Below are 24,131 nucleotides of genomic sequence, written 5' to 3'. Positions count from 1 at the left end.
CATTAAAGTATATAAGCGATGAATAAAAAAATCTTAGGGGTATTCCTGTTCGCCGTTTTTACGATGTCTTCGGTGTGGGCACAGGGCCGCAAAGGATTGCGTATTAATGAAGTCTTGGTTACGAATGAGACGAATTATCAGGACGATTACGGTTGTCAATCGGCTTGGATAGAGATATTTAATACGACCTTCGGTACTGTCGATATACGCAGTTGCTATTTGACAAACGATAGGAATAATCCCAAAAAGTATCCTATTCCCAAAGGCGATGTACTTACAGAAATGCCTCCTCGTCAGCATTTGCTGTTTTGGGCAGATGATATGCCCAATAGAGGGACTTTTCATGTGAATTTTAAATTGGATCCCAATAAGGATAATTGGATTGGGCTTTATGATGCTAATGGAAAAGATCTGATAGACTCGGTGACAGTTCCTGCCGGTATTCCTGCCGACCACTCTTATGCTCGTATCGAAGATGGTGTAGGGCAGTGGATCATCAAAGGCGGTGATGAGACATCGGGGTATGTGACTCCAAGTACGAATAACGTTACGCTCGACTCGAATGAAAAGATCGAAATGTTTTCGGAATATGATCCTTTTGGTGTAGGCATGGCTATTATGGCGATGGCTGTTGTATTTTCCGGATTGCTGATGTTGTATCTGATGTTCCGCTTGATTGGTCAAATAACGGTGTTTGTTAAAAAGCGTAATGCTATGCGAGTTCACGGAATATCCGATAAGGAAGAGGCTAAGGAAAAAGGTCTTGGTCGTGAATCGGGCGAAGTGTATGCCGCTATTGCTATGGCTTTATATCAACATCTCGAAGTACACGATGTGGAAGATACTATACTAACCATAAACAAAGTGAAGAAAGCGTATTCGCCGTGGAACTCTAAAATTTATTCTTTGAGGGAAGTTCCCAATAAAAAGTAATTCTCAAAATAACGATTAAAATCTTATGAAAGAATATAAGTATAAAATCAATGGAAATCTTTACAAAGTTTCCGTTGGAGAGATAGAAAAAAACATAGCCCATGTCGAGGTTAACGGTACTGTTTATAATGTCGAGATGGAAGAAGCTGCACCTGTAAAAGTGAGTGCACCTAAACCCTCTTCGGCTCCTCGTACGGCTACGGGAGAACCTGTTATTTCCAAACCCACGTCTGTAAGTTCTGGTGCAGATGCTGTAAAATCGCCGCTGCCCGGTGTTGTCAATGATATTTTAGTAAAAATTGGCGATACGGTGAATGTGGGACAGACTGTGCTTATTCTTGAAGCTATGAAGATGGAAAATAATATCAATGCTATCAAGAGTGGTAAAGTTACAGCCATCAAAGTAAATAAAGGTGATTCGGTACTCGAAGGAACCGAACTTATTATAATAGAATAAGGCTATGGGATTTATAGATTTCTTAGGAGATAATTTGGTTCAATTTTGGGAATATACAGGTTTTGCCAATTGTACACTCCCTCATTTGGCCATGATATTGGTCGGATTGTTCTTTATCTATTTGGCAATAAAGAAAAATTTCGAACCAATGTTGCTTGTGCCCATCGGTTTCGGTATTCTCATCGGGAACATTCCTTTCAAAATCGATGCCGGTCTCGAAGTTGGTATTTATGAAGAAGGCTCGGTACTTAATATCCTTTATCAGGGAGTGAGTGCCGGTTGGTATCCGCCGTTGGTCTTTTTAGGTATTGGAGCAATGACCGATTTCTCGTCGCTTATCGCTAATCCCAAATTGATGTTAGTAGGTGCGGCTGCTCAGTTTGGTATTTTCGGAGCTTATATGGTTGCTTTGGCTATTGGTTTTGCTCCCGATCAGGCTGGTGCAATCGCCATTATCGGTGGAGCCGATGGTCCTACGGCTATATTCCTTTCATCGAAACTGGCGCCGAATCTTATGGGAGCCATTGCGGTTTCGGCATATTCTTATATGGCCTTAGTTCCGGTTATACAGCCTCCTATCATGAGGTTACTTACGACGAAGAAAGAACGGGTTATTCGTATGAAACCGGCGCGTGCGGTTTCTCAGAATGAGAAAATTATGTTTCCCATTATCGGGTTACTACTTACCTGCTTCTTAGTGCCTTCGGGTCTACCGTTGTTGGGTATGTTGTTCTTCGGTAATTTACTCCGTGAAAGCGGTGTTACCTCTCGTTTGGCTAAGACGGCGAGTGGTCCTTTGTGCGACATTGTGACTATTCTGTTGGGTATGACCGTGGGAGCATCTACGCAAGCATCCGAGTTTTTAACACCCAGTACACTCGGTATTTTCGCCTTAGGTTTCATGGCATTTATCATAGCTTCTGCTTCGGGTGTGTTGTTTGTCAAGATATTTAATCTTGTATTGCCCAAGAGCAAGAAGATTAATCCGCTTATTGGTAATGCAGGTGTATCGGCTGTACCTATGTCGGCGCGTATTTCCAACAATATTGGACTTGAATACGATTCGACAAACTATCTGTTGATGCACGCTATGGGACCCAATGTAGCCGGTGTTATAGGCTCGGCCGTGGCTGCCGGTGTTCTACTTGGATTCTTATCGTAATTACATGATTGAATAAAAAGTGGAGGAGGTATGTCTGTTATCATGACATACCTCCTTCGTTTTTTGTGTCTTTGTAACTACAAAATAGGATATGGTTCGGCATGGTCGAATTGGAAACAGGAATTCTATTTGCCTCTGCGCTCACCTTTCGCTATCTTTGCATAAAATGCAGGGCTGTGTCTTGGTATATTTGTGGTAATTTTCTGTATGACAGAGACTGCCTTTGCAAAAAAATAGGGAGTGTGAGTATGTCGGTTTCGTGGAATTTGTGGCATGGTTGTCATAAAATAAGTGAAGGGTGTAGGCATTGTTATGTATATAGGCAAGATAGTCGATATGATAAGGATAGTAGCGTCGTGACACGTACGGCAGCTTTCGATTTACCTTTGCGTCGTAAACGTAACGGTGATTTTCGTGTACCCTCGGGTGAAATGGTATATACGTGTTTTACTTCTGATTTTTTTCTTGAAGAAGCCGATGAATGGAGAGCCGAAGCATGGGCTATAATTAGGGAACGCTGTGATCTATCGTTTCTAATTCCGACGAAACGTATAGACCGTTTCAGAGTATCTTTGCCCAGTGATTGGGGCGATGGTTATGACCATGTCGCTATTGCTTGTACCGTAGAAAATCAAGACAGGGTGAATTATCGGTTACCTCTTTTTCGTTCGTTGCCTATACGGCATAAACTATTGTTTTGTGCTCCCTTGTTAGGAGCGTTGGATTTGTCTGGCTATCTCGATGACGATATAGAGGAAGTATCGGTCGGAGGAGAGTCGGGTATGGATTCGAGGGTTTGCGATTATGATTGGGTGTTGGATATACGCCGACAATGTATAGCAGCCGATATCCCGTTTAGCTTTCACCAAACCGGAGCCCGATTGCGTAAAGGAGGGAAGGTATATCGTATTCGTCGGGAATTCCAGCATTCACAGGCGCGACGTGCGGGGATAAATTATAAAATCGATAGGTAATTCTTTCCAAAAAGCAAAGTAATTTCTCGGTGGGTGTATGAAAAAATTTATTCGCTTGATCTATATTCGCTAGGGGAGAGTCCGGTTTGGTGCTTAAAATATTTCCCAAAAAACGATTGAGTCGAAAAATTCAAATGATAGGCGATTTCCTGTATACTCATACCCGAAAATTTCAGAAGATTTTTGGCTTCGAGTATTACATAATCATCGATCCATTGAGCCGCTGATTTTCCTGTTTGTTTCTTTATCAGAGTCGAAAAATATTTGGGTGTGATACACAATTTTTCTGCATAAAAAGTAACGCTTCGTTCTTGTGTGTGATATTGGGTGAGTAGGGCGATGAATTTTCCGAAAAAGATTTCCTGCCGACTCATTTTAATTTCATTTTTGGAGGGTGAATCATGGGCAAGTATCGTGTCATGAATTTTATACATAAGAGCAGAACCGAGTCTTAGGAGCGTTGCAGTCTTCTTGGGTGTATCTTGTGTGTGGCAAATGAGCTGCATGAGAGAGATAAACTGACAAAAAATATCAGTATCTTCGTTAGATAAATGAAAGCAAGGTTCTTTTTGTATTTGCATGTATAGAGGAATCATGTCTCGTGCGTCGAGGAAAGATTGTTCGAAGAAAGCACTTGAAACGGCTATTCCATAAAATTTACGATTACCTATATCTTTTACCTGTATAATATTTTCAGGAGTGTTTATAATCATCATGTTGGTAGTGATGCGATATTCCTTTAAATTAATATTGCATATTAGTTCTCCTTCTAAACATATTACAGCTACCAGAGCATCAACTCGACAAGGATATTTGAACAATTCGGTGTTCGGTAAATTTTCTCCGATAATGATGAAGTCATCATCTAATCCCGTGGGATTATTTCTTTTTATCAATTTCGAAAGTTGGGCAAGAGTGAAACTTTCGATGCCTTTTTTATCCATAAATACGATATTTTGCCCAAATGTAACTAAATAACTTAGAATTTTAGCTGTGAATATTATTTAAATACGACTTTTAGAACATCAACTGTGAAAAAGAGGACTTTGTCGATGGAGGGCTTTGCGTCATCTTTGTATCAAAATTTAATGGAGAAAAGTATGAAAAGGAATGGTAAAGCATTTGCTTATTTGTTTTTGGCGGTATGGTCAATGACGAGTATAGGATGTACGTCTTCGAGTAAGGAAGAACGAGCTGTCAGGGAGATTCCGGTGAAGACATGGACGGTGTCTCTTCGAGAAGGAGTCTATACTCGCAGTTATATAGGAGAAATTGAGGGCGAATCTTCTTCCTCGTTGAGTTTTCAAGTCCCGGGGTATGTAGAGTGTATATATGTAAAAGAAGGTCAACGGGTAGAGCGAGGCGAGCTGTTGGCTCGATTGGACGAGACTACGTTACAAAGCACTTATGATGCGGCATTGTCTACTTTGAAACAAGCCGAGGATGCTTATGCTCGTATGGAGCAACTGCATAAGAGCGGAAGTTTACCCGAAATTAAGTGGGTAGAGGTTCAAAGTTCTTTGCAACAGGCTCGTAGTATGGAGCAAATAGCCAAGAAAAATTTGAAAGATGTCGAGTTGCGAGCTCCATATTCGGGGATAATAGCTCAGAAAAGTATAGATACGGGGAGTACTGTGCTTCCGGGAGTACCGGCATTTAAACTGATGAAGATCGATTGGGTGAATGTGAATATTTCTGTTCCTGAGAATGAAGTTGCCGATGTGAAGATGGGAGCCGATGTAACAGTTACAGTAGCTGCTTTGGGTGGTAAATCTTTCTCTGGAAAGATTACGGAAAAAGGAATTGCGGCCGATCCTCTGGCACACACTTATAAGGCGCTTGCAAGGATAGAAAACCGGCAGGGAGAGTTGTTGCCGGGTATGGTGTGCGTGGTTAACATGGGAAGTCGGAACAATTCGCAGATAGTGATTCCCAATTCTGTTGTACAGGTAGATTATAATGGCGATCACTTCGTTTGGCTTTGCAACGACGGGGTAGCGGTGAAACAGACTGTATCGGTTGGCGCTTTGTCGGGGAATGGTGTCATTATTTCTTCTGGTTTGGCAGTCGGTGATAAGGTGATTGTCGAGGGTGCATCGAAAGTGAGTGAAAATATGAAAGTATCGGAACAATGAAAACAAAAGGAGGTATTATAGAAGCTGCGATGAAATATCGTCAGATTGTCATTCTGATTGTTTCATTGATGTTTTTCTTGGGTATATATGCTTTGATAAAGATGCCCAAACAGGAATTCCCTGTTTTTACGGTGCGTCAGGGAGTAGTGATAGCCGTTTATCCGGGAGCCACTTCCGATGAGGTGGAAGAGCAGGTGACTAAACCGCTTGAAGATTTTATTTTTGAGTTTAAAGAAGTAAAAAAGTCTAAGACCCATTCACTCAGTCGAGATGGCATGGCGATCGTTTTTGTCGAGTTGAACGACGATATAACCGATAAAGATGAATTTTGGGCTAAATTCAAACATCGGGCTGCGGTTTTTAAATCCGAGTTGCCGACCGGGGTATTGGCATTGGTTACTAACGATGACTTCGGCGATACGTCAGCCATGTTGATAACGATCGAATCGAAAGATAAGACCTATCGGGAACTGGAAAATTATCTCGACGAACTTAAAGACCGATTAAGGAGTATCGATGCGGTAAGTAATTTACGAACATTCGGTGTGCAGAAAGAACAGATAAGTGTTTATCTCGACCCTGCGAAACTTGCCCGATATGCTATCGGTAACACGACATTAGCAACAAAGTTGTTAGCGCAAGGTTTTACGACGATGAGCGGGGCGGTTGATAATAGCAAGTTTGTGGCTCCCATTCACATATCCGAGGCATATGATTGTGTGAATGATGTGGCTGATCAAATAATTTTTAGCGATCCGCAGGGGCATGTTATACGTCTAAAAGATGTGGCGCGTGTCGTGCGGGAATATTCCGAGCCGGATTCTTACATTACGAACAACGGAACGAAATGTTTGGTCCTCTCTATGGAGATGCGCGAGGGGAACAACATCGTTCAAATGGGTGAGGACGTCAATAAGGTATTGGAAGAATATGAGAAGGAATTACCCGATGATGTTTCTATATTTCGTATTACCGACCAATCACAGGTGGTGGGAGATTCAGTGACGACTTTCCTCAGAGAGTTGTTGATCGCTATTATTGCGGTTATTATTGTAGTTATGCTGTTAATGCCTTTGAGGGTCGCTTCGGTGGCTGCATCGACGATTCCTATTACTATTTTTCTGTCCCTGTTGGTATTTTATGCTTGTGGATTGGAATTGAATACGGTGACTTTGGCGGCGTTGATTGCTACATTGGGTATGATTGTCGATAACTCCATAGTGATTATCGATTGTTATATGGAAAAATTGGATAGCGGAATAGACCGTTGGACTGCTGCGATAGAAAGTGCAAAAGAGTTCTTTAAATCGATCCTCTCGGCTACATTGGCGATTAGTATCACGTTTTTCCCGTTTTTGATAACCTCGCAGGGAATGATCAACGATTTTTTGCAATCCTTCCCGTGGGCGATAACTATTATTTTGTTTTTATCCTTGCTGGTAGCTGTTTTGCTAGTTCCTTACATACAATATCATTTTATTCATACGGGGTTTAGAAAACAGCCCAAAGAGGAGAAAAAGCAACGTCGTTCGTTCTTGACGATTCTTCAATCTTCTTACGACAAATTGATTGTTAAGTGCTTTGCTCATCCGATTCGGACGATGGGGGTGGGACTTCTTTCTATTGTTGCTGGTGTTGTTATATTTTTATCATTACCGATGAAGTTAATGCCGTTTGCCGAGCGTAATCAATTTGCGGTGGAAATATATATGCCTTTTGGTACGGCACTCGAACAGACAGCCGCTGTGGCGGATAGTTTGGAGTCCATACTTCGGCAAGATAGTCGAGTTGTTTCGGTAGCTTCGTTTAAAGGTGGCGGTTCTCCTCGTTTCCATACTAGTTATGCTCCTCAAATGCCGGGTTCTAATTATGCCCAATTTATTGTCAATACCATTGGTAATAAAGCTACGGAAGAGATGATTGCAGAATACAAGGATAAATATCTCAATTACTTCCCGAATGTCAGAGTCCGGTTTAAACAACTCGAATATTCCGAAGCAGCCTATCCGATTGAAATGAGAGTGAAAGGGAATAATCGGGATAGTTTGCGATTGGCGGCCGATAAGGTAAAGTCGGTAATGTCCGAATTTGATGGACTTTCGCTGGTTCATGATAATTGGGAAGGGCAACTTCCCGGAGTATCGTTGCGATTGAAAGACGACGAAATGAGCCGATTGGGTATTAACAAGGCATTGTTATCGACCGGTTTGTCCATGCATTTGGGGAATGGGTTGCCGGTAACTACCGTATGGGACGGCGATTATCCTATCGATGTGGTCCTGAAAGATGGTGGCAATATAGAACCTTCATATGAAGATGTGGGCAATCAATATGTATCGGCATGGGGGGTACGGTTTCTGTCCCGGTAAGGCAGATTGCCGACATTGAGCCTGACTGGCACGATGCCCAAATCGCGCATCGTAACGGTATACCGTCTATTTCGATACAATCCGATGTAAAGGAGGGTTCCAATGCGGCTGCGTTGACTAAGGAGATCGTAAAGGCGATTGAAAAAATCGATTTGCCCGATGGGGTTGATTTTGAAGTCGGTGGTAGTGAGGAGACAGACAATGAGATGTTGGATATGATATTGAGAGGTCTGTTTATTTCCATTGTTGTTATATTCTTTATTTTGCTGTTTCATTTCCGCCGAATCAATATGGCGTTGCTTGTTTTGGGCTCCATTTCATTGTGTCTATTGGGTGCGGCTCTCGGCATTTGGGTAATGGGACTCGATGTGAGTGTGACAGCCGTATTGGGTATTGTGAGCTTGATGGGTATCCTTGTACGTAACGGCATTATTATGCTCGACTATGCCGATGAGCTAAGGGAAAAAGAAGGTTTGACGGTTAGGGAAGCCGCTTTGCACTCAGCGAAGCGTAGAATGCGCCCTATTTTTCTTACTTCTGCTGCTGCATCGATGGGAGTTATTCCTATGATTCTTGGCGGTAGTCCGCTGTGGTCCCCTATGGGTTCGGTGGTGTTTTTCGGGACTATTGTTTCTATGGTACTGACTGTAACGATATTACCCGTAGCCTATTGGTTAATATTCAGCAGAGCTGATCGCAAAAGTATAAATCATTGAAAGAAAGAACAATTATGAGAAATCGAATTATATATCCTGCGTTATGTTTGATGTTAAGCGTGGTATCTTCAAATGCGCAGAAACTTTATACACTCGAAGAATGTAGAACATTGGCATTGGAAAATAGTGCAAAAATGAAAAACAGCCGGTTTGAAGTCGAGGCTGCCAAACAAACTTCCAAAGAGGCTTTTACCAATTATTTCCCGAATGTGTCGGCGGTAGGTGCGATTTTCAAGGCCAGTGAAGGAATGGCTCAGATGGATATGGCACTGCCGGTTCCGGGAATACCGCCTTTATCTATGGAGATGTTGAAGAAAGGGAAGACGGCAGGGGTGACTTTGGTTCAACCTGTATTTATGGGTGGTCGCATTGTCAATGGGAATAAGTTGGCAAATATAGGAAAACAAGTGAGTGAATATCAGCTTTCTCTTACAGAAGATCAGGTAGAAGCCTCTGTTAATCAATATTATTGGCAGATTGTCGCACTAAAAGAGAAGTTGCGTACGTTGGAGACGTTGGAAACTCAACTCAATGGAATATATAAAGATGTAAAAGCAGCGGTTGATGCGGGGCTTACTACACGAAACGATTTGTTAAGAGTGGAGTTGCAACAGCAAGACATTATGGCGAATCGATTAAAAGTAGAGAATGGTTTGTCAGTGACAAAGATGCTATTGTGCCAACTTATAGGTGTCGATAAGAGTGAATTCGATATTGCTTTCGATGATTTTCCTTCGGCTGTATCTCCGTTGGACTATTATGTTGCCCCCGAGACGGGACTTGAAAATCGTGCCGAAAGTAAACTGCTCGATAAGAGTGTGGAGGCTGCTAAATTGCAACTGCGCATGAAGCGAGGAGAAAATCTTCCTTCTGTGGGGGTAGGAGCCGGGTATATTTATCATGATTTGATGGAAAAAGATACCGATTTCGGAATGATTTTTGCCAGTGTGTCGGTTCCTATTTCTTCATGGTGGGGAGGTTCGCACGCCATTAAACGGGAAAAAATAAAAAAGCAGCAAGCCGAAAATACCCGGCAGGATTCCCGGGAAATGATGTTGGTTGAGATAGAAGTCAAATGGAACGATTTACAGGAAGCCTATCAGCAAGTGCTTCTTTCCGAGAAATCCATAGAATCTTCTACCGAAAATCTTCGTCTCAATAACGATTATTATAAGGCGGGGACTGTCTCTCTGTCCGATTTGCTCGATGCTCAGTCGCTTATGCAGCAAAGCCATGATCAGTATGCCGAGGCATGTACGGCTTACCAACAGAAACTTACAGCCTATTTGCAGGCTACCGGGCGATAATTAGTTGCGTTAGATTCGTGTAAAACAGTCCGGCCGATAATGAATCTATATCGGTCGGACTTGTTTATTGTATGTAAGAAGAAGTTTTTTTTGCAGGGACGTTTATAACGAAATTTTCGAATGGTATCGCTTCTCTCCTTGAAGAATCTCTATAATATAAATCCCCGGTTTCAATGAGGTGAGAGGTGAAACGATAGAAGACCTGTTGTAGCAAGATGAATGAACTAGCGCACCTGATGTCGTATATACATTGGCTTTTAGTGGCGTTTGATCGTTCGTGTCGATATACAACATTTGGTTATAACAATAACATCGTAAAGATGTATCGGTTTTACCCGTTTCAATATCGCTTCCTCCTGTCGATTGACGTTTTTGTGCGAATATCCAAGATAAAAAGTCTTCTCTTTTAAAAACCTCGTCCCATACGAAATGGCTTGCACCGGGAACTTCTATATATTCTGCGTCAGCTTTGATATTTGTAAGTTTCTGGTAGGCTTGGCGGGAATTGTTTACGGGAACGACTCCGTCTGCGTCGCCGTGGAAAAGTCGCCAATATATGTTTTTTACCTTGTTGTCTAGTCTTTCTACATTCACTCCGCCGCAAATGGGTATAGCTGCGGCGAAAGTCTCGGGATACCGGCAGGCTATATCGAATGTACCCATGCCACCCATCGAAATGCCGAGGATATATATACGGTCTTTATCGATTTCTTCCATTTGAAGGTAAGAATCGATGAGTTCTTTTACCAGTTTGATCGGTGTGGAGGTTGGATAATCGATTGGGAAAGTTGTAGCATCATAGGAGGCCGGTTGTGACTCGAATGGCCAAAAATTGGACAGAGGACATTGTGGGAATAGTACGAATGCAGGATAATCTTTTCGGTTTTGGGGATTTGTGAACATTTCAGAACCGTATCTCAGCTGACTTTCATTGTCTGAGCCTCTCTCTCCCGCACCATGCAGGAAAATAACTAAGGGATACTGTTTACCCTTTTCTATGGTTGGTGGTTCCAATTTCCTGTAATTTAGCGACCCTTCCGAGGTTGAATGGAATGTTTCTTTGGTAAATACAAGATTGGGATCTTCATAATCGGCGATTTTGGTGCATTTCATCTTCATGGACGATGTATTCACTTCTATCGTATATATTCCGGTTTCCGCTACTTGGAAAGCGTTATCCGGTTTACCGTCGGTTTCTAATTTTATGTATAAATCATACTCTCCGCCCGAAGTAATTATTTGATGGCCTGCTTTTTCCAAGTTACAGGTCAGTGAGGTTGTCCAAGACCGTGCTGTGAGTAATTTAAATCGTTCTTGATTCCCGTTGTCTTTTTTTAATGGGCCGCTCCACGTAAAAATATTTTCACTTTCTTGAACCATGACGAGTGCTCCGTCTGGATTCCAACCGGCCGAACAAGCATTGCCTACCACATATAAATTATCATAAGTAACGGCAAATATAGAATTTAGAACAAGAAAGATGAAAATAGATAAAAGTGAGATTTTTTTCATGGTTTTGAGCTTTTTGAATTTTGTTTATTATTATGACACAAAAAGAATGTATAACCCTTATAGTTACATTCAAATTTTTCGAACTGTAAAAAATAGAAAATTGTATGGATAAGAACATGTTTAAATTTTCATATTGTCCCCGCTTGCGTTATCTTTGCATTATGCGAAGATGGGGATACAGATAAGTTGCGTTCCGGCAATTTCAAGCCTGATCTTTTATATTATTTGCATGTTATAGAAAAGAATGAGGGATATTATGTATTTACGTCCTATATTTTTAGGGATATTTTCTTTTTTAATTTTAACGGTGGGTAGAGGTGAGATGATATCGCCTTTGAAAATTCCGTTATTGATGAGTGCTAATTTCGGAGAATTACGACCGAATCATTTCCATTCGGGGATTGATTTGAAGACACAAGGACGTATCGGATTGCCAGTATATGCTATGGACGACGGTTATGTTTCTCGGGTCGTTGTTTCTCCGTGGGGATTTGGCAGAGCTGTGTATATCAATCACTCGTCGGGTTTGACTACGGTTTACGGACATTTGGACCGGTTTGCGCCTTTTATCGATGAAATTGTTCGCCGTCAGCAGTATGAGCAAGAGGATTTTTCTATCGATTGTGAATTTGCCGAAGGTGAAATCCCTGTCGCACAAGGCGATATAATCGGATATAGCGGAAATTCGGGATCGTCTGGTGGTCCTCATTTGCATTTGGATATACGGGATACCGATACGCAAGACCCGATGGATCCTCAGGAATGGTTGTCTCCTTTAATCACAGACGATGTAGCTCCCGAAGTTCGTAACCTCGTTTTTTATACGCATGAAGGGGTGATGGGAAATACGACTCGTCGCATGGAAAGAAAAGCGGTGCGCGCTTCGGCCGGTTCTTACTCGATAGGGGAGTCGGTTCCGGTATGGGGCGATGTATCGTTTGGTATCGAGGCGTATGATCGAATGACGGGTACGACGAATAAATATGGAGTCCATCAAGTCGATTTGTATATCGATGACAGCCTGTTTTTTTCGACCTATATCTATCGTTATTCGTTTGACGAGACTCGTTATATTAATAGCTTTGCCGAAGAAGGAGTGATTATGCGCACTTATATTGCACCGGGTAATCGGTTGAAGTCTATTTATAAACAAGTAGAAAATAGAGGCATTCTTCATGTCGATGAGGAGCGAGCCTATCGTTGTCGGTATGTTTTGACCGATTATGACGGGAATAGTTCCTCTGTCGAATTTTCATTGATTGGAAAATTGCAGGAACCTCCACTCCCTAAAAAAGAGGGGATATATTTCTCTTATGCAGTAGATAATCTCTATAAAAAAGACGATTTTGGCATTTTTGTGCCGGCCGGAGCTTTGTATGAAAATCTCGATTTTACGAGAAGAAAGATTCCTTCGAGAAAATATTGTTCCGATATTCACATTATTGCATCTTCTGTACCCCCTTTGCATAAAGCTGCCGAAATTTCTGTACGGTTGACCGAGGATAAATTGTCAGATAAAAGGCAATATTATTTGGTTCGTTTGGACGATGATAGATCCTATCCGGTTTGCGGGGAGTATGCAAATGGTTGGTATAAGGCTAAAATTACGGAGTTCGGGTCTTATGCCGTTTCGGTAGATACATTGCCTCCGACGATACTTCCGATCGCACCAGACAAATGGTCGACTCGGGAAAAAGTTATTTTGAAAATAAGCGATGACCAAAGTGGTTTGAAAAGTTATCGGGGAGAGATCGACGGGAAATTTGTTTTGTTCGAATTAGACGGGAAGACAGGTAGAATTTCATATCGTCTCGAAAGTAACAGGGTAAAAAAAGGTAGCGAGCATACGTTGCACGTTGTGGTTTACGATATGTGTGGCAACGAGCAGTCTTATACGAACTCTTTTGTGTGGTAAATAAAAATTATTTGATATGAAGAAAATTGCGATTTTAGTTTTTTTTACGGTAGGATTTTTTGTCCACGTGTGGGCTTGTACGGGATTGATTGCCGGGAAGCAGGCTACTGTCGATGGTAGTGTATTGGTTACTTATTCGGCAGACTCTCATACTTTGTACGGAGCTTTGACTTCTTCTCCTGCTGCCGATTGGCCAAAAGGCTCTATGCGTTCGATTGTAGAGTGGGATACGAATAAACCATTGGGAGAAATAGAACAGGTAGAACATACCTACGCCGTGATGGGCAATATGAACGAACATCAGCTTACTGTTGTGGAATCGACATGGGGTGGTCGTCCCGAATTGGTCGATACGACAGGCATTATCGATTATGGCTCGTTGATGCAACTTGCACTTGAACGGGCGAAAACCGCACGCGAAGCTATAAAGGTAATGACCGGACTTGTAAAAAAATATGGATATTATAGTAGTGGAGAATCGTTTACGATTGCCGATCCCAATGAAGCATGGATTTTGGACTTGATCGGCAAGGGCCCCGGACGCCGGGGAGCCGTTTGGGTGGCGGTTCGTATTCCTGACGATTGTATCGCCGGTCATGCCAATTATCCTCGTATTCACAAGATTCCTATGGACGATAAAGAGAATTGCCTGTACTCTCCCGATGTGATTTCTTTTGCTCGGGAGATGGGGTATTTTGATGGGCTGAATAAAGATTTCAGTTTTGCGCGAGCCTATTCACCCGCCGATTTCGGAGCTTTGAGAGCTTGCGATGCTCGGGTGTGGTCTTTCTTCCGTAAGTATGATAGTACGATGGACAATTATTTGCCCTATGTCAATGGAGAATCGGCTGAACCGTTTCCGCTTTATGTTAAACCCTCGCGAAAGTTATCTGTACAAGATATGAAAGAGGCTATGCGTGACCATTTCGAAGATACGCCTTTCGATATGACGCAAGATGTAGGGGCTGGGCCATTCAAAGTCCCTTATCGTTTCCGCCCCATGTCATTCGAGGTAGATGGCAAATCCTACTGCATGGAACGAGCCATTGCCACGCAGCAGACCGGATTTACGTTAGTCGGACAAATGCGGAATTGGTTGCCCGATCCTGTCGGTGGTGTACTTTGGTTCGGAGTCGATGATGCCAATACATGTGTTTATATCCCGATGTATTGTGGTATTACACAGGTTCCCGAATGTTTTAGTCCGGAGAATGGATCGATGTATGATTTCTCATGGACCTCGGCTTTTTGGATTCATAATTGGGTGGCGAATATGGCTTATGCTCGTTATGAGCCTATGATAGGAGATATTCGCAAAGTCCAGTCGGCTGTCGAAACCTCGTTGAATCTCCGTCAGCCGGCGGTCGATAAGGCGGCTGTCGAGTTGTATGCGACCTCTCCCCAAGAGGCTATTGCCTACCTCACGCAATATAGTTGCGATGCCGCCGAAGCCTCGACCGCTCGTTGGAAGAAGCTAGGTGAGTATCTTATGGTGAAATTCCTCGATGGAAATGTAAAGCAAGAAGAAAATGGAAAATTCAAGGATAATGGTTATGGATTGCCAGATTCTCCACTTTTCCCCGGATATTCCCAAGAGTACTATGAAGAAATCGTGCGGCAGACGGGCGATCGCTTTCTCGAAACGCCTCCGAAGTATTGAGCCTTGTCGGGAATTGTTTGGGAGAGTGAGGTAGCTCTTGGATTACTGAATGTTAAATTAATGAGAAACTTTTGCTTAAATAGTGTGGTGGTCTCGTTGAAATAACTAAATTTGTGACAGAAGATAATTAACTATTGAATTCTTTACGATATGGGAAATGAAGATTTATTGAAACAGGTGACCGCCAAAGCTCAAATATGGTTGGGCGATGGCTATGACGAAGAAACAAAGGCCGCTGTGCGTGCCATGCTCGATAACGAAGATAAGACCGATTTGATAGAGGCGTTTTATAAGGATCTCGAATTTGGTACGGGTGGTCTGCGTGGAATTATGGGAGCCGGAACGAATCGTATGAATATCTATACGGTGGGAGCTGCTACTCAGGGATTGTCCAATTATTTGAAAAAGGCCTTTGCCGACCTGCCCCAGATAAAGGTTGCTATCGGTCACGATTGCCGGAACAACAGCCGCAAATTTGCCGAGGTCGCTGCCGATGTTTTTTCGGCGAATGGTATTAAAGTATATTTGTTCGATGCTTTGCGTCCTACTCCCGAAGTTTCTTTTGCCATTCGAGAGTTGGGGTGTCAGAGTGGAGTGATACTTACAGCATCGCATAATCCCAAAGAATACAATGGATATAAGGCTTATTGGAACGACGGGGCACAGATGATAGCACCTCACGATAAGAATACCATAGACGAAGTAAATAAAATCACTTCGGTGAAAGATGTGAAGTTCCGGGGAAATGCAGAGCTGATCGAGATTATCGGAGAGGAAATAGATCGTCGGTATCTCGACCGTATTAAGACTCTATCGCTTAGTCCCGAGGCCATTGCTCATCATCACGATATGAAAATCGTATACACGCCTATACATGGTACGGGTGTGAAGTTGATTCCTGCTTCGTTGAAAAACTTCGGATTCACCAACATCATTCACGTTCCCGAACAAGATGTTGTGAGTGGAGATTTTCCGACTGTCGTTTCTCCCAATCCCGAAGAACCTGCGGCTCTCGATATGGCTATTAAGAAAGCCATTGAAACCGATGCCGAGTTGGTCATGGCTTCTGATCCCGATGCCGATCGTATCGGTATCGCTGTGCGTAACGATAAAGGAGAATTCGTTTTGGTGAATGGCAATCAGATTGTGATGATATTCCTCAATTACCTGATGACCCGTAATAAAGAATTAGGGCTGCTGAAAGGTAACGAATATATCGTTAAGACTATTGTGACGACCGAGACTATCAAGACGATCGCCGAGCGGAACGGATTCAAAATGTACGATTGCTATACAGGCTTCAAATGGATTGCTTCTGTTATTCGTGAGAACGAAGGCAAAGCCCGCTATATAGGTGGCGGAGAAGAAAGCTACGGATTTTTGCCCGAAGATTTCGTTCGCGACAAAGACTCTGTATCGTCTATTTCTTTAATGGCTGAAATCGCCGCTTGGGCGAAAGACAAAGGTATGACTATGTACCAAATGTTGCAGGATATCTATATTAAATATGGATATTCCAAAGAAAAGGGTATCTCGGTCGTTCGTAAAGGAAAATCGGGAGCCGAGGAGATAGTCGCCATGATGAAGAATTTCCGTGAGAATCCTATGAAAGAACTCGGTGGTTCTCCTGTGATTCTTATAAAAGATTATGCATCGCTTGAAGCTACCGATGTGGTGAATGGTACGAAATCGAAACTCGATATGCCTGTAACTTCCAATGTCTTGCAATATTTTTCGGCAGATGGTTCCAAAGTCTCTATTCGTCCTTCTGGTACAGAACCTAAAATCAAATTTTATATCGAAGTGCGTGGTATCAAGATGGATAACTATGCCGATTATGATGCAGCCAATGCAGCGGCCGATGCCAAAATCGAAGCGATTAAAAAAGAGTTGGGTATTTAATCGTTTTTGATTGAAATAGAGCCTTCTTGGCAGTAGAGAGAAATTAAATTTTGAAACACTCTCCAAGTATATATCCCCGGAAAGAATTTCTTTCCGGGGATTTTTTTATTAAATGACTTTATTAACTTTTTCTTACTGTTCTTGTAATCGAGTTCAATAGTCAGCATTCAAGTATGGTTAGTTCCGTGGGATTTTCTCTGTATCGTATACATATAGGCTTTATGTAATTAGGAGATAAAAACACAATATAAAACTTGTTTTTAATTTCCCTTTACACTATCTTCGCCAAGTCGTTCGGCTGTTTGGTCTGTTCGACAGACATATTTTTTTGAAGCGTTTTGTTTTATCCTTTACAAGAAAACGACCAATTTTTAGCAGAAGGATAAACAGTGCAAACGCTCATGCTTGCCATATATGCGCACGGGAGTGCAGGTATATATCGGTCGGCGTGGGGGAGCTGTTTATTTCTGCGTGGTTACTTGGTCGTACCTCTTGTAAGGTAAACAGGTAAGTTCCCTACGCTTTTTTAGTTTTAAACGTCTGCCGGAGGGGAATAGGGAGGCAAAAATCGATTGTATTTTATATGATTAACCTATCGAAAAACAACGTTGAAATGAAAAAGCCTTTTATTTATTCGGCTATTGCTTTTGTTCTTTTCTTGTTCGGTTGTGAGGAAGAATATGACAAATCGGGTATTTATTCTGTCGATATTGTGACGATGAATAAAACGGATGCTTATGCGGTTGTCGATTATAGGACTTTGTGTGGCTCCGGGAGGCTTGATACAGTTCCTCCTCATTCAAAAACGGTCAATAAGATATTGATTTGGGATACACATTTGGTCACAGATTCTATGTGGTTGGAGTCGGAGCAACGTTTTGAATATGTTCCCGATAAAGATTCGAGAGTATATACTCCTGCCGAATTTACATTAAATTATTATCGAGGGACGAATATGGACGGTCGGTTGGTCTTGTCGTCTATGAATAAAAAGAAGGTTGTCTATTTCAAGAGAATAGAACCTAATCAAATATGGGGTATTGAAATTCCCTGATGGTATAAGGTTGCAATTGTTCTTTTTGGTTGGCGACCGAGGGTAGGGTCTCAATATTTCATGTCTTACGAAAGAGGGCATTATCAACCCCTCTCTTCGGGACTATTGTTTTTCAGCTTCTCCCCTATGGCACGACGTGCCATAGGGGAGAAGTAGATTACTTTTAAACCCTTCCTTTGTGGGGCGTTAGCCATATAGAGGAAGAGGCTCGGTTAGAATTCACTTGTGAAATGGAATTTTATCTTGGGAAAATCTGTTTGAGCCATTTGTAGAACATAGTTCGAATCGGCCATGAAGACATCGCGACCATCGCGGTCTACACTCATGAACTGGTGTTTCCGTTTTTTGAATGCTTCGAGAGCCTGTGGGTCGTCGCTTTCTATCCAACAAGCCTTGTAAAGGCTAATGGGCTCCCAACGGCACTGCGCTCCATATTCGTGTAGCAATCGGTATTGGATAACTTCGAATTGTAGTTGTCCTACTGTCCCGATGATTTTACGGCCGTTGAATTGACTGACGAATAATTGGGCTACACCTTCGTCCATTAGTTGATCTATACCCTTGTTCAATTGTTTCGACTTCATCGGATCATCGTTTTCGATGTATTTAAACATTTCGGGCGAGAAACTCGGTAGCCCCTTGAAGTGCAATTCTTCGCCACAGGTGAGCGTATCGCCTATTTTGAAGTTGCCTGTATCGGGCAACCCGACGATGTCGCCGGGATAAGCTTCGTCGACCACCGATTTCTTCTGTGCCATGAATGCCGTGGGACTCGAAAAGCGCATCATCTTGTTACTGCGCACATGCTTGTAATTGGCATTTCGTTCGAATTTTCCCGAACATACTTTTACGAAGGCAATACAACTGCGATGATTGGGATCCATGTTGGCGTGTATCTTGAATACGAACCCTGTGAAGTTTTCCTCTTCGGGTCGGACGATTCTTTCTACCGCTTGAATGGGTTTGGGCGCAGGTGCTATTTTCACAAAGCAATCGAGCAATTCTTTTACTCCGAACATATTTAGCGCCGAGCCGAAAAATACGGGAGCCATTTTGGCTGCTAAATAATCCTCCGTGTTAAATTCGGGATAGACGCCTTCGACCAATTCGAGGTCGGCACGTAACTTTTCGGCATCTTGTTCTCCTATGTAGGTCTCCAATTCGGGACTGTTCACATCGGTTAATTCGATGCGTTCGGTGACGACTTGTTTATTCGGTGTAAATAGGTTTAGGTTCTGTTCGTAGATATTGTAAACTCCTTTGAACTTTTGTCCGATGTTGATAGGCCAACTGAGGGGCCGTACGTTTATTTTCAACTCTGCTTCCAATTCGTCCAGAATGTCGAACGGGTCGCGACCCTCACGATCGAGTTTGTTGACAAACACAATTACCGGTGTGTTGCGCATACGGCACACCTCCATGAGTTTGCGAGTTTGTGTTTCAACACCTTTTGCAACGTCGACTACGATAATTACGCTATCTACTGCTGTCAGTGTGCGGTATGTATCTTCGGCGAAGTCTTGGTGACCCGGGGTGTCGAGAATATTTATCTTGTAATCGCCGTAATTGAATCCCATGACCGACGTGGCGACCGAGATACCGCGTTGTTTCTCTATCTCCATCCAGTCCGAAGTGGCGGTCTTTTTGATTTTATTCGATTTTACAGCACCGGCAATATGAATAGCTCCTCCGAAAAGAAGCAGTTTCTCGGTTAGTGTCGTTTTTCCTGCATCCGGGTGGCTGATAATAGCGAATGTTCTACGTTTACTGATTTCTTCTGTAAGTGTACTCACGTTATTAATGGGTTTCTTGTAATAATTTTATGCAATTCGACAGGCTTTCGTACCAGTGAGGAATAGTCAGCCCGTATGTTTTTTTAATTTTACTTTTATCGAGGACACTGTAAAAAGGTCTGTGTGCCTTACTGGGATATTCGTCGCTTCGTATCGGTGTCACCCGACAGGTCGTGATCCCGGCCAGCCTGTGAATAGTTACTGTGAAGTCATACCAACTGCATGCCCCTTCGTCGGAGAAATGGTATGTTCCCGGCACGAATGTATCCGCTTGCAGTATGACAAGGATTGCCTGTGCGAGGTCGGCGGCACAAGTGGGCGTGCCTATCTGGTCGGCGACTACCGATAACTCCTCCCGTTCTTCTCCTAAATGCAGCATGGTTTTGACAAAATTGTTGCCGTAAGGAGAGTATAACCATGCTGTGCGAATGATAATGCTTTCGGGACAGATGTCGGTCAATATTTTTTCGCCTTCCAGTTTGGTCGAACCGTAAACCGATTGCGGGTCAGGGACCACATCTTCGGTATAAGGACGGTAACCTCTTCCGTTGAAAACATAGTCGGTGGAGATATGAATCATGCGGGCTCCGTAAGTGGCAGCCGCGCGAGCAAGGTTTTCGACGGCATCGGTATTGATTTTTTTGCAAAGTTCGGCATTGTCTTCCGCTTTGTCTACCTGGGTATAGGCGGCACAGTTGACGATATAGTCGATATGGTTGTCGGCTATGATTTGTTTTACGGCTTCGGCATTGCAGATGTCCAATTCGGCGACATCGGTAAAGATACATTCGAAACGGTTGTTACCTTTCAATGCGTTCCGCATTTCATGTCCCAACTGTCCGTTAGCGCCCGTAATAAGAATTTTCTTAGTCATCGCATTTTATGTTTTATTCCAGTTCCAATTCTCCGGCTTTTTCCTGTTTGTATTTCTCGGCGAGAATCGAAAGGAAAGTCGATATCTGTTGAATTGCTTTCAGTGTGTCGGATTGGATTTCTTTTTTCTGCAATCGCAGTAACAATACTCCGTACAACGCATTGAAACAAGTTTCCAATTCACCGGTCTTTCCCTCTCCCGATTTGGCTCTCAGCTCCACTATATAGGGCAGAGTCTTGAAAAATGCTGCTCCGTAAAACGGTTCTCGGGTAGATTTCAGCAAACGCAGGTGCAAATCTGTCAAGTCGATAAGTACGTTTTTGTTCAGTTGTAGATGGCCTTTCTTTTCTACACCCTCCGAGTGCATCATATCGATGAGTGATTCGTACCAATCCCGCATGCTCTTTTTTTGTTCCTCGGGTAAGTCATAAGAATCGATGATATGCTTTTGTATTTGGTCTATATCCAGCCCGTAAGCTCGGATAATATCCTCGATTTGCCACATATACAGCAAGTATTCGGCAATATTTTCCTTTTTTTTCTGACTGGCTATGATCATTTGTAACGAAATTTTAAGTAAACAGTCTGTGTTGCGACCTTTGGGTTATAGGGATTCCTTTCCCGAAATTGTTTGCAAAGATAATGTAAATCGTTTGCTGTCGCAATGTTATGTAATGAAAAATATAAAAGTTCAAAGTCTCCTGTTAAGGTGATTGAATGGGAAGAAATAATTTGTAGAGTCGGAATGCGTTGTTCCGAAATTCGAGAAGTGTTTAGGGGAGAAAGAGAAAACCTCCGTTATGTAAATGAAGCATAACGGAGGTTTTGATTATTGACGAATAAGTTTTGTCAATTGTTCTGGATTCGGGTCTTTGGCGATGATGACACCCTCGGGCGAAATCAGATAACTGGCGAATCCTTTGTTCAGACGGTAGTTGTCGAATATATCCGATTGAGAACCGTCTTTGTCATAGAATTGGGTAGCGGTGTTTAGTCCGTCTCGTTTGATCGTCTCTTCGAAGACTTTTCGACTGGTATCGAACGATACCGATACGAGACTGATGTTTTCGATTTCACTTTTGTCTATTTCTCGGGCAAACCGTATATTTTCCATACGAGACGGAGCATCATATCCGGCCCAGAAATTCAGCAAAACATATCGGCCTTTTAATTCCCTGAGAGTAACTGCTCCCTCTGAATTTTTTAATTTCAACATTGGGGCCTGTTTCCCTTCTTTTAATCCAGTTTCTACTGGATTGAAAGCCGATGAAAACAATAAAACCAACGCCAGCATACCAATAACTGACTTTGTTTTCTTCATAATGAAGTATTATGGTTCATACTAAATCTGACGTCAGGGTATCGCACCGAAACGGCAGACCCCACTGATTTTCAGCGGTTAGTTCCTCTTGCTTAGGACGCTTCCTTCACTACCGGGAACCCATAAAATCGGGACAAAGTTGGAGGTTTTTCGGGAATTAACCAAATTATTTGTTCACTTTTTAACTTTTTGGATTCGTAAATGATTGATTTTTAGTATAAAATAAAACTTTTTGGAGTAGATGTCGAACTTGGTGATGAGTCGCTATTTATAATTGAGCTAAAAGGATAAGTTCTGGGTAGCGGTTTGCGGTAAAAATGTTTTTTCGAGAACAAATTAATGTTTATGAATGTTAGATAATTAGAGCCATTAGAATAGGCTATAAGGGATTATAAAACAATTATAGTAGGGTTGAATAGGTGTGAATACGAAGATATTAATTTCTATATGAGACTCTTTTGGGATTAATGGCTAATAATATTTAGATGAATCTGTCCATGTTTGTTTTTCAAAATTTTTAATGTTTTTGGTGAGACATGGACAATGATTAATTGATGATTAAAATTCTGCAATGATAATGCAATATACAATTACAGAGAAGCTAAAACGATTGATGTATAAAATTTTAGTCGCTTTTTTAGGTGTGATGTTTACTTGTTTCTCGGGAGTGGCGCAAGAGGAGCTCTCGGTTTTGGCAGATATAGGATATAAAGAGAAGATAACATCAGCACTTTCTTCTAAACTGGTTGAATATAAAAATACATCGGTATCGAAAGATACTTTTTTATTAAAACAATCGGGAGAACGAGCTATTGATATGATTGCCGGTAATGATGATATGTTGGTGGATAGTGTAATAATTAATATCGATGTAGAGTCTTCTTGGAAAAATAGGACGCATAAAAGTTTACGTTGGAGTCTCAAAACAAATCTTTTATACGCTGCGACATCAACTCCGAATCTTGGATTGGAGGTCGATTGGGGAACACAAATGAGTGTGAATGTAATCGGCGGCTATAATCCGTGGAATAGGAAAGGAAAGAAAGGTGATAACGATAAGATTGTGCATTGGCTGATTCAGCCTGAATTGAGATATTGGTTTTGTGAACCGGCAGGTGGACATTTTATTGGGATTCATGCTATTGCAACTCAATATAATATTGGCGGACATAAGTTTTTCCATATTTTCGATAAAGGATATAGGTATGAAGGTTGGGGAGCAGGTGCAGGATTTACGTATGGGTATAGTTGGATGCTTTCGAGAAGATGGGCGATCGAAGCCTATTTGGGTTTAGGTATAGTACATCTTGATTTTGATAAATCGAATAACAAAAATTGGTGTTGTACGAGGTCGGAACATTTTACTAAAACCTATTTAGGACCGACAAAGGTTGGCCTTTCATTAATCTATAATATTAATAAATAAACGAATGATGAAATATATAATTCATACTTTGACTATACTGTTCTTTTTTTCGCTGCTGGTACTTGTTTGTTTTGATTCGATGGCTAGTGAAACAACTCATCGAGGGAAACTATCTATCACCGAAATACGAATACAGGTTGTAGGAGATAGTATAGAACTTAGTTTTAACTGTGTTCCTGAACGGTTTGTTTTGAAGGGAAAAGAACGAATAGTAGTGATTCCAATGATATCCGATGGTATTAATCAGTCCCAATTCCTTCCGTTTGTCATAGTTGGTAAGAAGGGGAAAATGTCTTTTTTGTGGAGTTCCGATTACAGAAACGGCATGAAAATCGTCAAACATAAACAAGAATTCGTGTATAGGGAAAAGATGAAATATGAAAAATGGATGAAAGGCGGTTTGTTATCTTTTCAAGGTTTAGTCAAGTCGTGTACGAAACAAGCTAAACTGATAACTGTTCCTGTTTGCGGTAGGATTTTGCAGAACCCGGACCCCGAAGAGTCGGAGTCTATCATAAAAAAGAATCAACCTTTGGGCTTTATCAAAAAATTGGGTCTACGTACAATTTTTATGGAAGCAGACGAGAGATTGAAAAAAGACTTTTATAATCATTATAAAAC

At 42.0% G+C, this 24,131-nt stretch carries 17 protein-coding genes and 2 pseudogenes; 13 read left to right on the top strand and 6 right to left on the bottom strand.

The features are described from left to right. Positions 1 to 18 precede the first annotated feature (18 nt). The 4 genes from QVD32_RS04825 to QVD32_RS04810 all read left to right on the top strand — a co-directional run bounded on the left by QVD32_RS04825 (position 19) and on the right by QVD32_RS04810 (position 3,526). Positions 19 to 933: an OadG family transporter subunit gene (locus tag QVD32_RS04825; RefSeq protein WP_118687440.1), complete on the top strand. Its 915-nt coding sequence runs from the start codon at positions 19 to 21 to the stop codon at positions 931 to 933. 25 nt (positions 934 to 958) lie between these two features. Then, complete coding sequence (locus QVD32_RS04820) at positions 959 to 1,390, top strand: acetyl-CoA carboxylase biotin carboxyl carrier protein (RefSeq protein ID WP_021892102.1); 432 nt, start codon at positions 959 to 961, stop codon at positions 1,388 to 1,390. 4 nt (positions 1,391 to 1,394) lie between these two features. After that, complete coding sequence (locus QVD32_RS04815) at positions 1,395 to 2,552, top strand: sodium ion-translocating decarboxylase subunit beta (protein ID WP_021892103.1); 1,158 nt, start codon at positions 1,395 to 1,397, stop codon at positions 2,550 to 2,552. Positions 2,553 to 2,800: 248 nt separating this feature from the next. Next, positions 2,801 to 3,526, top strand: a complete 726-nt coding sequence (locus QVD32_RS04810; RefSeq protein WP_021892105.1) for a DUF5131 family protein — start codon at positions 2,801 to 2,803, stop codon at positions 3,524 to 3,526. A 47-nt stretch (positions 3,527 to 3,573) separates the two neighbouring features. Here the strand turns inward: QVD32_RS04810 and QVD32_RS04805 are convergent, their stop codons facing one another. After that, positions 3,574 to 4,470 (bottom strand): helix-turn-helix domain-containing protein, encoded by an 897-nt coding sequence (locus QVD32_RS04805; protein WP_008860896.1) that lies wholly within the window; start codon positions 4,468 to 4,470, stop codon positions 3,574 to 3,576. 156 nt (positions 4,471 to 4,626) lie between these two features. Between QVD32_RS04805 and QVD32_RS04800 the strand changes: the two genes are divergently transcribed. From QVD32_RS04800 to QVD32_RS04790, 3 genes and pseudogenes are all read left to right on the top strand, one after another. Next, positions 4,627 to 5,661 (top strand): efflux RND transporter periplasmic adaptor subunit, encoded by a 1,035-nt coding sequence (locus tag QVD32_RS04800; protein ID WP_021892106.1) that lies wholly within the window; start codon positions 4,627 to 4,629, stop codon positions 5,659 to 5,661. Then, a pseudogene (locus QVD32_RS04795) lies at positions 5,658 to 8,746 on the top strand (efflux RND transporter permease subunit). The gene QVD32_RS04800 and the pseudogene QVD32_RS04795 overlap by 4 nt, the downstream one beginning before the upstream one ends. A gap of 14 nt (positions 8,747 to 8,760) precedes the next feature. Further along, complete coding sequence (locus tag QVD32_RS04790; RefSeq protein WP_118687442.1) at positions 8,761 to 10,053, top strand: TolC family protein; 1,293 nt, start codon at positions 8,761 to 8,763, stop codon at positions 10,051 to 10,053. A gap of 102 nt (positions 10,054 to 10,155) precedes the next feature. Here QVD32_RS04790 and QVD32_RS04785 read toward each other — a convergent pair whose 3' ends face one another. Next, positions 10,156 to 11,565, bottom strand: a complete 1,410-nt coding sequence (locus QVD32_RS04785) for a prolyl oligopeptidase family serine peptidase (RefSeq protein ID WP_118687443.1) — start codon at positions 11,563 to 11,565, stop codon at positions 10,156 to 10,158. A 352-nt stretch (positions 11,566 to 11,917) separates the two neighbouring features. On the opposite strand from QVD32_RS04785, the gene QVD32_RS04780 reads away from it, so the two are divergent. From QVD32_RS04780 to QVD32_RS04765, 4 genes are all read left to right on the top strand, one after another. Then, positions 11,918 to 13,480, top strand: a complete 1,563-nt coding sequence (locus tag QVD32_RS04780; protein WP_195241978.1) for a M23 family metallopeptidase — start codon at positions 11,918 to 11,920, stop codon at positions 13,478 to 13,480. 16 nt (positions 13,481 to 13,496) lie between these two features. Beyond that, positions 13,497 to 15,140 carry a dipeptidase gene (locus QVD32_RS04775; RefSeq protein ID WP_118687445.1) on the top strand — a complete coding sequence of 548 codons (1,644 nt, stop codon included), beginning with the start codon at positions 13,497 to 13,499 and terminating at the stop codon, positions 15,138 to 15,140. A gap of 150 nt (positions 15,141 to 15,290) precedes the next feature. Continuing rightward, complete coding sequence (locus QVD32_RS04770; protein WP_118687446.1) at positions 15,291 to 17,042, top strand: phospho-sugar mutase; 1,752 nt, start codon at positions 15,291 to 15,293, stop codon at positions 17,040 to 17,042. A 613-nt stretch (positions 17,043 to 17,655) separates the two neighbouring features. Next, positions 17,656 to 18,096 (top strand): hypothetical protein, encoded by a 441-nt coding sequence (locus QVD32_RS04765; RefSeq protein WP_118687447.1) that lies wholly within the window; start codon positions 17,656 to 17,658, stop codon positions 18,094 to 18,096. 212 nt (positions 18,097 to 18,308) lie between these two features. Here the strand turns inward: QVD32_RS04765 and QVD32_RS04760 are convergent, their stop codons facing one another. The 4 genes from QVD32_RS04760 to QVD32_RS04745 form a co-directional block, all read right to left on the bottom strand. Next, on the bottom strand, positions 18,309 to 19,889 hold the full coding sequence (locus tag QVD32_RS04760) for a peptide chain release factor 3 (RefSeq protein WP_118687448.1): 1,581 nt from the start codon (positions 19,887 to 19,889) through the stop codon (positions 18,309 to 18,311). A 4-nt stretch (positions 19,890 to 19,893) separates the two neighbouring features. After that, entirely contained in the window at positions 19,894 to 20,763 is an 870-nt protein-coding gene (rfbD, locus tag QVD32_RS04755) for a dTDP-4-dehydrorhamnose reductase (RefSeq protein WP_118687449.1), read from the bottom strand. Between the two features lie 13 nt (positions 20,764 to 20,776). Further along, on the bottom strand, positions 20,777 to 21,322 hold the full coding sequence (locus QVD32_RS04750) for a DUF4924 family protein (protein ID WP_021892116.1): 546 nt from the start codon (positions 21,320 to 21,322) through the stop codon (positions 20,777 to 20,779). Positions 21,323 to 21,592: 270 nt separating this feature from the next. Beyond that, a complete protein-coding gene (locus QVD32_RS04745) occupies positions 21,593 to 22,084 on the bottom strand; it encodes a redoxin domain-containing protein (RefSeq protein ID WP_046414391.1) in 492 nt (163 codons plus the stop codon). Between the two features lie 571 nt (positions 22,085 to 22,655). On the opposite strand from QVD32_RS04745, the gene QVD32_RS04740 reads away from it, so the two are divergent. Next, positions 22,656 to 23,510 carry a DUF3575 domain-containing protein gene (locus QVD32_RS04740; RefSeq protein WP_229033591.1) on the top strand — a complete coding sequence of 285 codons (855 nt, stop codon included), beginning with the start codon at positions 22,656 to 22,658 and terminating at the stop codon, positions 23,508 to 23,510. A gap of 4 nt (positions 23,511 to 23,514) precedes the next feature. Then, positions 23,515 to 24,131 (top strand): annotated as a pseudogene (locus QVD32_RS04735) (DUF3868 domain-containing protein); the annotation flags it as partial.

The organism is Barnesiella sp., assembly GCF_022723415.1.
GTDB lineage: Bacteria > Bacteroidota > Bacteroidia > Bacteroidales > Barnesiellaceae > Barnesiella > Barnesiella intestinihominis.
The sequence above is the reverse complement of the archived record's forward strand: the minus strand, read 5'-3'. Positions and strand labels throughout refer to the sequence as shown.